We start from the raw sequence: 15,149 nt of genomic DNA, 5'->3' as shown, positions 1-15,149 counted from the left end.
ATTTAAATCTATTATAGATACAGAAAATGTTGGCACAATTTATCTATATTATTTAATTTTATGGAGTTTCACTATGCGACCATCATATGGTTCGATCTTTCAAAAAACAGTACTAGCAACCGCCTCAATGCTACTACTCAATAGTAATCTCTCTGCAGCCGATGATGGCACGATTTCATTTACTGGAAAAATTTCAGATGTTACCTGCGTGGTTACAGGGGGGACTGAAGATGGTTCGGCATCACAAGGTGGCGACTTTACTGTTGGTCTAAAAGAGGTCAGCACCTCAGCTTTAACTGTAGCAGAAGAGAAAGCCGGAGATACTAAATTTTATATTAAATTAAGCGGTTCAAACTGTACGGATGGTAAGACGGCAAACATTATATATGAAAGAGCACAGAGCACAGCTATCGATCCAGTTACTGGCCGTCTAAAGAATATGGCCAATAGCAGCGGTGCAGCAAAGAATGTTCAAATTGCTATTTTAAATCATGATAAAAATCCCTTGAATTTGAATAACGGACAAATTTCTCATCAGCCGCAGGTGATTACTTCTAATACTGCCCGGTTTGATTATTGGGCCCAGTATGTTGCGACAGATGGCGCAGCTAGCGCTGGTGATGTCGAAACTAGCGTTGTCTACTCAGTTGCATATAACTAAAGAATGATTTGGGCTCATTATTGAGCCCAGCCAAATTATTTATTATAAAGAATAAAGGTTATACCATGAAGTTACCAAAAGTGATTCTAACAGGTTTACTTCTGTTAGGAGTGAACTTGGCACATGCCTCAGTACAGATAATGGCAACTAGAATTATTTTTGATGAGAAGGAGAAGGAACAAGTTATTAGAGTTAATAACATGGGGAATACACCATCATTAACTCAAGTATGGCTTGAAAGTGATAATGATAGTGATGGTCAAAAACAAGTAGAAAAAGAAGATCTAACTTTTGTTTTTAGCCCACCAGTTGCACGTATTAATGTTGGAAAAGGGAAAACCTTTAGAGTATTTAAAACCGATACTACCAAGGAAAAATTTCCCAGCGACCGAGAAACGATGCTATGGCTCAATGTGCTGGATATTCCACCTGAATCCGATAGTAAATTGAAGAATAAGCTAAATTTTGCCATCAGAACAAAGATTAAATTCTTTTATAGACCAACGGATTTGAAATCCACTCCAGAATATGCTGCAGAGCAGGTCACATGGAGTGCGCGTAAAGTTGGTAATAAAATATATGTTAAGGGGAGTAATAATAATCCATATCATGTATCAATGGCTAAACTATCCTTAGTAAATGCCAATGAAAATATAGAGTTATCTGGTGGCATAATTAAACCTTATTCAAGTGCTGAGTTTGTATTTAATGCGTTAAAATCGAATGCTGATAATTTTAAACTTAACTACACATATATTACTGATTTAGGTGCGTTTGTTCAAAAAGAAGTTGTTATTCAAACCTAAAGTATGAATATACGTCAGAAGAAAATTAGAATAAATTCCTATGAACAAAAAACTAAAAAATGGAACACTCCTTTTTCTATCGTTTATTAGTACCTTACTTAGTAATGCATTAGCTAACGATACATCTGTGAGCGTCAAAAAAAATACTAAATTTGACTCGAATTTCATGAATTTCTTTGACCATGATTTAAATCTTTCTGATTATAATGGAGAAGATAATGTCAAAGAAGGTATTTATCTGGTTGATATTAATTTGAACTCAAAAGATATAGAACAAAGAAATGTGAGTTTCATAATTAAAGATGACAAACAAGACGCGCAGGCATGTTTTAAAATTGAAGATATAATCTCTTTTAATATAGATACAACATTGCTTCCTGAAAGCTGGAAAGACAATGAATGTATTTATATTCAGGGTATTATCTCTGGTGCAAAAGTAAATTTTGATAGTGAAGATCAAAAGATTTATTTAAGTATTCCACAATTATATATAAAAAACACGCCATATGGCTATGTCTCACCAGAACTATGGGATGAAGGGGTGCCAGCATTAACACTTTCATATGGAGTTAATGCTTCAACGTTGAGAAATAGTAACCATGCTGAATTAAGTAGTAAAAACGAGCAATATTATTATGGTAATTTAACCTCGTCAGTAAAGTTAGATGCCTGGCGGCTCTATACTAATAGCACTCTTGATTCAAGTAATAGCCATGGCACTAATTGGAATAATCAATCTGCCTATCTGCAACGCTCAATCGCGGCAAATTTATCTCAATTGACTATTGGTGATGTTAACACGACGGGAATCATGTTTAACACAACACCGATTCGTGGTGTCAGTATGTACACTGATGATCGCATGTTACCTGACTCGATGCGTGGTTATGCACCCACAGTTCGAGGTATTGCTAATACGAATGCCTTAGTTACCGTTATGCAGAACGGTAATGTCATCTATGAGACCAATGTACCGCCAGGTGAATTTGTTATAACTGATTTAAATACGGCAGGTTATAGTGGCAGCATTGAAGTTATTATCAGAGAAGCTAACGGGACGGTCAGAACACAAACTGTACCATACTCAAGCATTCCTCAATTATTACGTGCTGGCTATTCAAAATATGCGACAACATTGGGCGAAATCAGGAATTCGAATTTTTCTGATAATCCCATGTTATTTGAAGGTACATATCAGTATGGTCTGAACGATTATGTTACCGCCTATGGTGGTGTACAAACAACAGCATCCAGTGATTATTCAGCTATTAATGGTGGATTAGCCATAAATACGCCTATTGGAGCGCTTGGCCTTGATTTGACTCGCTCATTTCACTCTATTAGTACTCAAGAAGATCAATGCAGCACTTTCTGTAACATGAGTGTAAAAGCCAGCCTGGCTAAATTAATCGAACCAACAAAAACAAGTTTTAATTTAATGGCTTACCGATATTCTAGTAGTGACTATTATACTTTGATGGATGCGTTATACATCATTGATGCTCAGAAAAAAGGTCAGAAAATAAGTGTTCAAAACTACCGGGAAGTTTTCGAAGCAAGTATAAATCAGGAGCTTGAACCCGGTTGGGGAAGTTTTAACTTATCAAGCTATTTTGGTAGGTACTGGCTGGGAAATCAAAAAAACAATATTAACTACCAAGTTGGATATGCTAATAACATAGGATCAGTTAATTACAACTTAAGTTTTAATAGGTCAAACAATAGTTATGGCAACGGTGATAATGTTTTCCGATTGGCATTCAGTATCCCTATAAAATCAAGTGGTAAAAATACGAGTAGACCTATATTAACATCATCACTCAGCCACAGTGAAAGAGAGTCTCGATTAAAAACATCCATAAGTGGTCTTGCAGGTAAAAATAAAGAATATAGTTATGGTAGTTGGATTGGTGTTGGTAGCCACGATGATAATGATGTTGGAGTCAATGGTGGATATAATGCCGGTTCGGCTTTAATTAATGCCAGTTATAGTCAGAGCAAATCTGGTTCAATGGCTTCATTTAACCTTAGTGGTGCTGTTGTTGCACATGCTGGCGGTATTAATCTATCTCACTCAATTAGTGACACTGTGGGTATCGTTGAAGCAAAAGGTGCAACTGGAGCAAGTGTTTATCCATACTTAAATTCACGTGTCGCAAAAAATGGTTATGCGATTATTCCTTCTCTTAGCCCGTTTGCAATTAACGAAATAACAGTAAGCTCTAAAAATGCTCCTGCAAATATAGAAATAGTGGAAGACAGAATGAAAGTTGTTCCCACCGCAGGTGCTTCTGTATTGATAAGATTTGAAACTAAAAGTGTTAACAATCATATATTAAAAATTAGCAGAAAAAATGGAGAGTTCGCTCCTTTTGGGTCGATTATTTATAACGACAAAGGTACTTCTGTAGGAATTATAGGCCAGGGAGGTAATGTCATTATGTCTGATAACACCCCCCAAAAAATGTCTGTTGTATGGACAAATAAGCAAGGTGAAAACCGATGTTTTGTCGAGTATTCTCCTGAGATCCATAGTGATACCGAGAATATAAAAACTATTAATGCTCTATGCAACAATGAAGAAAGTATATTTAAAGGTTGAGAATAACCATGTTGAAAATTTTAAAGATAATACTAATTCCAGTTGTTATATCTATTTCCTTGATGAGTGTTCCTGCGATTGCGGCATCATGTAGTGGGCCAGAACATCAAGCATTTGTGAGTATTGGTCAGCTTAACCCTGCCACTGATGGTGTTTCTGGCACTATTATTGGTAGTCAGAGGATCAGTATTCCGGAATTAAATTATAACTGTGGCCAAAATGTTTTGAATAGTTACACTGCAAACTATACCAGACCTACAGCGGGACAATCTAGCATTAGAGATGTCTACACCACTGAAATACCAGGTCTTGGTATCAAGATAATATGGCCGGTTACGCGCGCAACGGCTTTTCCATTAAGTTATAATTGCTCGAATAACTGTACTGAGTCTGCTGATGAGTTATTGATTGAGTTTATCCAGATTGGAAGAATTAGTGCAGGAACGATACCAAGTGGAAAAATTGCTGATGTAGTTCTAAAAGCAGTTAATGAAACAAGTAATACGGTCACGTTATTAACTATCTCTTTGGCAACTGATATTAATATAGTTTCTAAGGCATGCATGGTAGAGAATCCTGAAATTAGTGTTGATTTAGGAAGTTATTCTATTTCTGATTTTCAGGGAACATCAAAGCAAGGTGATAAAATCCCCTTTAATATTTATATCAAATGTCCACAAAACTCTTCAGTAAAAATAGCATTTCAAGTTGCTGATCAGCAGCCTGTAGGTTCAGCTACAGGATTTATAGCAAATACCATCCTTGCGTCATCTGGAGGAGCTAAAGGTATTGGTACTAAAATGTTATCTGCTAATGGAATTACAGCGCAGGGTGTTACTGGCGGTTTATCAAATGCATATTCAATAGACGCAGGTGCAACTGAAATACTTAAATATAATGCACAGCTGTTTATTACTGACCGCGCAAATATTACTTCTGGCAATGTTGCTGGACGAGTTTATTTTAATTTAACTATACAATAAATACGATTTTTTGGAGTGCAACATGGGGAAGTATTTCACAATATTCATAATAGGGATTACATCAATATTATGTACAAGAACTTACGCTGAAGGTCCATTGGTTGGAAATCCCTCCCCATCATTGGATGCTTCAAGAGAATTAGACCGCCTTGAAAGAAGCCGTACCAGGAATATGATTTCAGAGGAAAAAGCCAGAGAGCTTGAAATACGGAATCAAAGCCTTTCATCAAGTGATGAAAATAAAAATGAAAGTGACTCTCTTCGCTCTGGCATTAAGTTTCTCATACATCATATAAATATAGAGGATGATGATATTTATATGCACTCACCTCAGAGACAGAAAATTATCAATCGATTTCTAAATACTGAAATGGGGCAACAAGAGATTATGGCTTTAGTAAGAGACTTAACCAATTTTTATATTGGTAAAGGCTATGCAACAACTCTCGTTACTGTAAAGAAAGGGAATTTACGTGAAGGTGTACTCACGCTTCAGGTTTTATGGGGAAAAATTGCCAGTTTTAGTGTTGAAGGCGAAACGCCTTCTTTTTCCGACAAAACCAGATTATTTAGTGCGATGCCGTTTTCTCAAGGTAAAAAACTTAATATCTCCGATATTGACCAAGGTCTGGATAATTTATTACGGGTTTCTAAAACAGCTCGATTAGAGATTATTCCTTCTGAAGAGTCCTCATATTCAGTTTTAGATTTAAAAAACTCAGATTATTTTCCTATTTCTGTAGCCTTAGGTGTGAATAATTCAGGTAAGAAGTCTGATGGATGGAATCAATATAATTCTACACTCACAATTAATAATTTCGTAGGTTTTAATGATTCACTGGCATTTTACTATGCACATAATGATCTGCATGCAGAAACTGATAAACAAAATTCATGGTCTATTAGCCATAGCTTGCCCCTGGGTTATTGGTTGTTAGATACAAATTTCTATCGGTCAGAATATTTCAAAGTTATTGGTGGCTATTTTGGTGGTTATGAAAGTGAAGGAACATCTCAAAGAGCCTCAGCCAAGTTATCCCGAGTTCTTTTTCGTGATGCTGTGGGGCGATTCAGTGCTTACGCAAAAGTGGAAGGACGAGATAATCTTAATAAGATCCAAGGTTCAAAAATTGGTGTAAGCAGTAAAAAATACAGCAGTTTAACGTTAGGGGTTAACCGGGTCGGAACACTGTTTGATGGTGGCCTATTTTGGGATTTAAGTACGACTAAAGGTGTTCCGTGGTTTGGTGCTGCCTGGAAAGATGAGCCAGACCTAAAAGGATTCGACATAAATTACACTAAGTATAATGGGCTGCTGAGTTGGTCTAAAACTCTGATGCAGGTGGGTAGAGTTGGCTTTGCATATGAATTGAACTCAGGTTTCCAATTTACTAAAAATATATTAGTCAGTGATTTAAAACAAACTATTGGTGATGAGTATACCGTTCGTGGATATAAGGAGGACTATATCTCTGGGCATAATGGCGGTTATATATCTAATACAATACAAATGCCAATTATGATAAATAAATTTGGTGTTTGGCAGATATCACCTTTTGCAGGTTATGACCTCGGATATATTAAAAATAACTGCATTGATAATATGGATACCTGTCCTGCTGAGTATATTACTGGTGCCGCTATTGGTGCCAAAGCGTCAGGTAGTCACTTTTCAACTTCATTAACATTGGGTTATCCACTAACTAAACCAGCGATGTTACGTAATTCTAATATTGATTCCAAAACATTAAATTATAGATTTGACCTAAGATTTTGATGTTATTAGGTGATTGTTATCAATAAGTCTTTTTTGCAAAATGGAAAATAAATGATGAGTAAATATAAAACTGCACCCCATAAGTCTCAGTCATCTATTCTTGAACGACTGACGCCAGAAAATTTGCACAAAAAACTGTGCCCTATCTATTTAGCTATGGCCACATCACTACCGTGTTTGGCTTATGCGAATATTATTCCAGACCACACGGGTAATACGCCGAATATGAATCAATCGGCTAATGATACACCGGTGGTTAATATTGTTAATCCGAATGATAATGGTATTTCGCATAATAAATTTGATGAGTTTAATGTGGGGCCGGATGGCCTGATATTTAACAATAGTATGCAAGATGGCGTGAGTCAGATCGGCGGCTTTGTCATAAAGAATGGTCAGTTACAGCAAGAGGCCAGTGCAATCATTAGTGAGGTAACTGGGGCAAAAGGTTCCAAACTAAATGGCACAATGGAAGTGTTTGGTAAAAGCGCAGATCTTATTATTGCTAACGAAAATGGTATTACGGTAAACGGTGTATCAACTATCAATGCCAATAATCTTACACTGAGTACAGGACGCGTTGCCTACGGTTCCGACGGTAATATTCAGTTGAAAGTTGATAAAGGCATGATTGGCATTGAGGGACAGGGCCTATCTACTGAAGGATTGACTCATTTTGATATGGTTAGCCGGACAGTAAAACTTGATGGTGAAATCTCGGGTAAAGCAGATATTAATGTGATTACCGGACTCAATAATTACGATACCAAGACGCGTAAACATCAGGTACATAGTCAATCATCGAGTAATACCCCAAAAGTATCTATTGATGGCGGTTCATTAGGTTCAATGTATGGTGGAAGAATTCAACTAATCAGTACCGAAAGCGGTGTTGGCGTACATCATAAAGGGAGTATTGTTGGCAATCAAGGCATTGAGATCTCCGCAAATGGCGATCTGGTATTGACCGGTATCAAAAGTCAAAATGGTGATGTCAATTTGTCCGGTAACAATATAGATATAGCGATGAACGATGCTACCGGATATGGTGGTATTGTTAGCAGCAATGATATTGTTATTCGAGCCTTATCTCAGCTCAGATTGAATGCTGATGCAATTGCAGAAAAAGGCAATATCAGAATTAATGCTGACTCACTATTACAAAATGCGTCACGTATTATAGCTATGAGTAGTAATAATAGCCCTATTGAGGTTACTTCAATTTATATTGATGTTAAAGGTGAGTACAACATCAGTGGTAATTTATTTGCACTTGATGCAGCAGGTAATAAAATTGATAATGCCACTATCACATTGGTCAATGGTGAATATGTCGTTTCTGTCAATGGTTCCATTGTTAGTGCGGCATCTATCAGTTCAGATGCATCAATTAGCAGTCAGTCGGGTAATGTTACTGTAAAATCAAATTCTCTTTTAAACAGTAATGCTGGCATCAATACTAAAAATGGATCATTGAATTTTTATATTAATGATACATTTGAAAATAATGGGATGATTAGTGCCAGTGGCTCATTGGATATTGTGTCTTCACACTTTGGCAACTCAGGGGATATGTTTTCTTCCCAGGCTGTTAATATTGATATTGGCTCATTAATTAACAAAGGTAAATTACAAGCCGAAAAAAATATCACTATTAAGACTAATGAATTTGATAATAGTGGGAAAATCATATCTTCAGAAAGTTCATTAAATTTAGCTGTCAACGGTAGTGTTGCTAAAAATAGTGGGCTACTCTCAGGTAACGAGACATCTATTACTTTATCTGGCGATGATTCTTTACTGGATAATAGCGGGGATATTAATGCTGATAATAACTTAACCATTTCAAGTGACAGTATTTATAACAGTGGCAGTATTCTGGCGAAAAAGGATGCAGTGCTAAATATCACCAAAGAACTTAATAATCAAAATAACGCTGAGATAATCGCAGGTAATACATTAAATATAAATAGCAAAGGTAGTAAAAAGGTTAATATAAATAATAACAATAGCTTAATTCAAGGTTATTCGATTGTTTCTGACAATTTAAACAAAGTCACCAATACCAATGGTGGCATGATTGTTGCTAATAGCTCATTAAAATTAAGCAATGTCAATGAACTGATTAATGCTGGAGATAACTCTCTTATTCAGGCTGCTGATTTAACACTTGATGCAGTAAAAAAAATCAACAATAGCGAAAATGCAATGATGCTTACCAGTGATAATCTGGTTATCAGCAATGCAGATGAGTTAGTTAACACTAATGCCTCGATGCTTTCTTCTGGTAATATAAAGTTGTCGAGCATCGGAAAAATTACCAATACAAATGGTCTGATAAATGCAGATGACTCAATATATATTGATAATGTAGATGTATTGCTAAATTCTGGTACTGGAACGACTCAATCATCTGGTTCGGGTATTGTTGCAAATAATATTGATATTAGGTCTGTCGGTTTACTTGAAAATACAGGTGGAAGTTATATTTCATCTTTGGGTGACTTACTTAATTTAGAGCAGATAAAACACATAATTAATGATGCTAGCAGCATGTTAACCTCTGATAATAATTTAAATATTACCGGTTCAATGCTGATTAAGAATCATGGTGTACTATATTCAGGTAACAGTTTGTCGATTACTGATATTGATAGGCTTGAGAATACCGGAGATGGCAGTAGTAATGTTGGTATCATCAATGCTGGTAAAATAATGATTGTTAATGTCGGAGAGATTGTTAATTCTCTATTAGCAATCATTAATTCTGATAGTTATTTATCTTTTGATAAGATAAACACCTTGATTAATAATAACTCAATTATTCAGTCAGTAAATACTCTTGCATTAAATGCTATTCATGTTATTAATAACAACACAAATGAAAGTAAAGAAAGTGCGGTTATTTTCTCATCTGAAGGGATTGAAATAAATGCCACAACAATTGAAAACAAAAATGGTGCAGCGCTTGCCTCAGATGGAGATATTTCCTTAGTAGCGAAAACTATTAATAACAATAGCTCGGTAATTTCTGCGAATAACATGTCTCTTACTGCTAGTGAATTTAATAATAGTAATGGCCAAGTTGATACTATCTCTGATTTACTAATAAAATTAACCAATTATTTTAATAATAATAGTGGTTCAATTTTTAGCGGAAATAAACTCAGTTTGGGGTTATCCGGCAACGCTGGTAACTATACATATAACGAAAGTAGTGGTGATCTTAATGCTAAGAGTCATTTTGATCTGAATGTGACAGGTTCTATCATAATTGATAGAATCCTTGAAACAGCAGCTGATTTATTCCTGTCGGCAGATGGAAATATAGATAATAACTCTTCTGTATTAAGCCTTGGGGATTTGAGCCTTAAAGCTAAGGATATTACTAACAAAGCAGGTAGTTTATTATTTTCAAAAAGTGACATTAATATTGATGCCAGAAATGGTAGTTTTATAAATGAAAATAATGCCAATGTTCTTAGTATGAATAACATGGCTATTCATGCAAAAAACATTAAGAACAATGCTGGAACTATTCGCTCTGAAGGTGATATGGCACTGGATGCTCAACTTATTGAAAATACTAGTAATTATGATAACCCTGGTTGGGTGGCTGGGCCTAGTGAGGTGGCGAGTAGTTCGGTTGATTGGTGTGCTGGGATTTTCTGTACGACAAAATACTATTTCAAGCTCGACGGGGGGATACCTACGTGGGTCGGAAATTTACAGTTGAATTCCATGGCTGAAATATCAGCTAATGGAAATTTGTATATTAATCAGAAAAAGGATATCTCTTACGCTGGTCCAGAGTTAAAAAATAAAGGCGGAATAATTCAATCAAGAAAAGATATGGTTATCTCTGGTAACGTATATAATTCTCCTGAGGTTAATGAGAAATCCTTTTATGAATATTTAACTGGATCTTTATCTAAGCCTATAGTCTTAGAGTTCTCTTGGAATTCTATCGGTGGTGATTCTGGGACTGCTCAGTTTGATTCTATTTATAATCTATTAGATTTTCTATTAGGCAATGGCTTACCATCAGATGATTTTAAAGATAGCTTACAGAAAGATATCGTAAAGTATAATAACCATGCCATTAGCGCGCTAAAAAAATTCTCTGGCAATAACCAGCAGTTAAATAGTGTTATGAATAGGCTCTTTGGTGATGCCTGGTTATCTCAACCTGATAGCGCATTGCAACAGCAGTGGGCATCGTTAATTAAGTCTGATAATAATGGGTTAAAAAACTTAAAAGACTATGGCATGCCTGATAATAAAGGCGCCATTATAGCCGGTGGTAATTTAATCCATAATAATGGTGTGTTCGAAAATGGTTTGCATGGTGTTAGTGGTGCTGACCAAAAAATTACCGTAGAGGTAGGTGATAAAACAATTGAAGTAACGCAAAATCCTTACGAAGTTAATATTGGTTTGAAATCAATAGCAGAAATTACCAAAGGGTTGAGCACCACCAAAACCTATACGGAACTAGCACAAATTAAAGGGCTGTTTATTGTATCTCAGGGATGGAAGGATATAGATCTTGATGTCAGTGTCAAAGATCAAAGTAGTAACGCTATCTATCCTTTCTATGAGACGCGCACAGAGTTTATTGATCAGAGCCTTTTCTTTGGCACGGATTATTTCTTTGACCAGATTGGATATGCACCAGATAAGCCCGTTATCGTTATCGGTGATAACTACTTTATTAGTGAAATCATTAGACGTCAGATTAATGAGTCTGTAGGTTCATTCTTCAGTGTCAGAGATGGAGTAGATGGTGAAGATTTAGTCGAAAAATTAATGTCAAATGCCGCTACAGTTAATGGTGTTGAAGGATTTACTGTTGGTGAGGGTTTAACTGACGATCAAATTGCGGCCCTGGACAAAGATATTGTTTGGTTTGTCACTGAATATGTTGATGGTACGCCGGTCCTTGCGCCTAAAATTTACTTTGCTACGACCACTATAGATCAATTAAGCAGCGGCCTTTATGACGGTTCAGCCACAGTTCATGCTGGCGGTAATATAGATATTGATGCTGATTCTTTCAGTAACGTTAATGGTCAGATTAGCGCTGGCGGCAATATTTCTATCAAGTCTGAAGGTGATATTAATAATAGTAGTATTGGTATGAATGGTGGTATCTCTTCAGGTGGTGACCTATCGCTAGTTTCTACTGATGGCTCAATTAATAATAGTGGTGCAGGATTGCATGCCGGTAATGATCTTACATTACAAGCTGAGAATGGTTCCGTTGAGTTAACTGCCAGTCAGGGATCTAATGATTCAGGTCAGCAAAAGTATCATATCTATGATGATGCTATTACTGCCGGTGGGAATATTGATATGACTGCAAAAGATATTACGGTCAATGCCGTTGATATCTCGGCAGCTAATGATATTAGCTTAACATCAACCGAAGGTGATGTGACTTTTAATAACCTATACGAAGTTGATGGTAGTTATGATTATAAACATACTGATACAGGTTTCCTGAGCCATGAAACGACCACAACAGTGAGTTCCAGTGCGACAAGTGTTGACAGTTCTGTCAATGCGGGCGGTAAATTCACTATTGATTCAGCTAAGGATATTGTTCTTAAAGGTGGCGAATACAATGCACAATCTGGAGAGCTGAAAGCAGCAGGAGACCTAGATGTCCAAACCTCACAAGATTACACCTATTCAGAAACAACGGTTGACCGTCAAGAAGTCATCTTTGGTGCAAATGCGAGTGGTGTTGGACAGTCAGCAGAGTATTCGGTCAGCAGCCTTGATGGGGATAGTAGCCATGTTGGTAGCGGCGAGCATGATAATCTGGGTTCAAATATTAGTAATGCGGGTGGTAAAAGGCCGGGTCGTGCACCAACAACCTCTACTGCTGGTTTTACTGCGGGAGTAGAAACAACAACCAAGAAAGATACTGAGCAGACAACTTCCAACAAGAATGCATCACTTAATTTTACTGACTCTATCGCGCTGGAGGCCGGTGGTGTAGTTGATATTGGTGGGGGGGATTTCACTACTGAAGGTGGGCTTAGCATTAAGGCCGACGAAGTTAAATCAACCAAGTATGAAGATGAAGTGAAAACTACCAGTGAAGAAACGACAACTTTCATTGGTATGAAGGGCGAAGGACATAGTTCAATAGCAGATGCTGTTGATAAAGAACTCAATCTTGCTGCTAAGGGTAATGAAGGCAAAAATGTTGATGCTGGCTTAACTGCCGCAGAAGTTGCGGGTAGTCTATCTAACATCGCTTTTAATGATTTGCTCGGCGGCTCGGTGACGATTGGCGCAGACACGACGACAAGCAGTAGCTCAAGCACCGCTAAAAGTGAAAATATCACCAATATTACGGCAGGAAATGTCTCTATTGATAGTAATAAAGATACAACCCTCAAAGGTGTCGACTTAACCGCAGATAGCGTCAAGATTAATACGGGTGGGGACTTAAATATCCTCGCAGCAGAATCGTCGGTTGAAGGTCAATCGAAAACTGATTCACACTCGGCTGGTTTAAGCATGGGAGCATCTGTCGCACCTCAAGGTTCTGGCGTGGGCGCATCAATTGACTATCATGGCAGCACTTCCAGTTCAACAGAGTCGAGCAAAACCTTTACCAATTCCACACTGAATAGCGGCGATATTGAAGTGAATACCGGTGGCAATATGACGCTGGCTGGCGGCAATATTCAATCTGACACGGCAAATTTAAATATTGCTGGTGATCTGAATATTGAGACCGTTCAGGATACAGTCAATAATCAGGCCGATAGTAAGGAATGGGGCGGGTCTATAGGTGTTGCAGTTAGCTCCAATGGTGGATTGATACCAACCGTTGCAGTTAATTATGGTCAAGGTGGTGAGCACCATGATTCGCAGTTAACCGGTGCGCAATCAGGTATTAATACCAGCGGTGAAGTCAATATTACTACCGGCGGTGATTTGAATCTGACCGGTGGGCATATTGTTTCTGATAATAAAACTGGGAATATTGATGTTACAGGCAATATCAATGCAACGGAACTATCGGATAGTATTGATCAACAAGGTTCTTATAGCGGTGGTGGTGGCGGTATGTCTACCACAGGGATACCAACAGTTAATGGTTATCATAATACTGTTGAAAAAATTGAATATCAGGAAGATCAAAAAGCGACAATAGATGTTGGTTCGGTTAGCGGTAATATACAAGGCCAGCTAAATACTAATAGTGATGAAATGTCTCAGGTCAATAAGGATGAAGTGACCGCGAGTAATAATATTTCGTTTACTGTTGGTGGTTGGAAAGGAAAAGGGAAGCAGGGAGCGGATAGTGCGACTTCGAAACCAAGTCAATCGGATAGTTCGACCTCGAATACTTCTACTCCAAGCCGGCCAGTGCAATCGTTAACCCATGAGAGTGTACAGAAGCCTAAGCCTCAGAAAGTTGAGGTTGTAGAAGCACAAAAACCATCAGGGGTGGTTACGCATGGTACTGCATCTAAACCTAAACCCCAGAAAGTCGAGGTAGTTGAAGTATCTAAGCCTAAGCCTCAGAAAGTCGAGGTAGTTGAAGTATCTAAGCCTAAACCCCAGAAAGTAGAGGTAGTTGAAGTATCTAAGCCTAAACCTCAGAAAGTAGAGGTAGTTGAAGTATCTAAGCCTAAGCCTCAGAAAGTCGAGATAGTTGAAGTACCAAAGCCTGTCGTATCCAAACCAGTTACATCGTGGCCAACAGTTCAAATCCCCACCCGGCCAGTAACCAGTGTTGGCAGCTCCAATTCTGGTGCTAACCATCGGCTTCCATCAACACAGGCCACGGATCCGGGGAGCAAACTGCCAACTTCAGGTACAGGGGGGACTGTCATCGGCAGCCCTGGAAGTGCGGGGGCAGCAAGTTTCACTAACCGCCCTACGTCAAAGGAACCTGCGGCCAGTCACAATACATTTATTGAGAACACACCTGTTGGGGGTAAAGGCTCTACTCCCAAACAAGAAAGGGTTGAAGAGGCTAAAAAGGAATCCTCTGGCTCTGAATTACGCCAGAAAACAGTTAATTATGATGGTAAAACTTCGATGAATTCGGGAGTGTGGATTATGCCGGAAAAAACAATCACCGGAGAACATTATTCACAGGAGTTTAGTGAGAAAGCACAGAAATATAATGCTTATAGCTGATATTTAAAGCGATGCCTTAAAATTAGTATGATTAAATTAGCGTGCCGCGATTAGCGGCACGTTTTTTAATATTGTTCATAATGAAGTGTTATTGGAAAAATGCCTATAAATCAAATAATTATCATTAATTTAGTAACGCGTAAAATAC

The 15,149-nt window shown here is 37.6% G+C and carries 6 protein-coding genes; all 6 read left to right on the top strand.

The window, feature by feature from the left end; genetic code table 11:
* Positions 1–73: 73 nt before the first annotated feature.
* The 6 genes from FTB31_RS20870 to FTB31_RS20845 all read left to right on the top strand — a co-directional run bounded on the left by FTB31_RS20870 (position 74) and on the right by FTB31_RS20845 (position 15,001).
* Entirely contained in the window at positions 74–661 is a 588-nt protein-coding gene (locus FTB31_RS20870) for a fimbrial protein (protein WP_077175267.1), read from the top strand.
* Between the two features lie 65 nt (positions 662–726).
* The gene (locus FTB31_RS20865; protein WP_227731750.1) at positions 727–1,467 is read left to right on the top strand and encodes a fimbrial biogenesis chaperone; all 741 of its coding nucleotides are present in this window, start codon (positions 727–729) and stop codon (positions 1,465–1,467) included.
* A gap of 40 nt (positions 1,468–1,507) precedes the next feature.
* Complete coding sequence (locus tag FTB31_RS20860; RefSeq protein WP_227731749.1) at positions 1,508–4,069, top strand: fimbria/pilus outer membrane usher protein; 2,562 nt, start codon at positions 1,508–1,510, stop codon at positions 4,067–4,069.
* Between the two features lie 8 nt (positions 4,070–4,077).
* Positions 4,078–5,052: a fimbrial protein gene (locus tag FTB31_RS20855; RefSeq protein ID WP_227731748.1), complete on the top strand. Its 975-nt coding sequence runs from the start codon at positions 4,078–4,080 to the stop codon at positions 5,050–5,052.
* Positions 5,053–5,074: 22 nt separating this feature from the next.
* Positions 5,075–6,829: a ShlB/FhaC/HecB family hemolysin secretion/activation protein gene (locus FTB31_RS20850; RefSeq protein ID WP_227731747.1), complete on the top strand. Its 1,755-nt coding sequence runs from the start codon at positions 5,075–5,077 to the stop codon at positions 6,827–6,829.
* A gap of 51 nt (positions 6,830–6,880) precedes the next feature.
* Positions 6,881–15,001, top strand: a complete 8,121-nt coding sequence (locus tag FTB31_RS20845; protein ID WP_227731746.1) for a two-partner secretion domain-containing protein — start codon at positions 6,881–6,883, stop codon at positions 14,999–15,001.
* The last annotated feature ends 148 nt before the right edge of the window (positions 15,002–15,149 follow it).

It is taken from the genome of Yersinia proxima, assembly GCF_902170785.1.
GTDB classification, from domain to species: domain Bacteria; phylum Pseudomonadota; class Gammaproteobacteria; order Enterobacterales; family Enterobacteriaceae; genus Yersinia; species Yersinia proxima.
The sequence above is the reverse complement of the archived record's forward strand: the minus strand, read 5'-3'. Positions and strand labels throughout refer to the sequence as shown.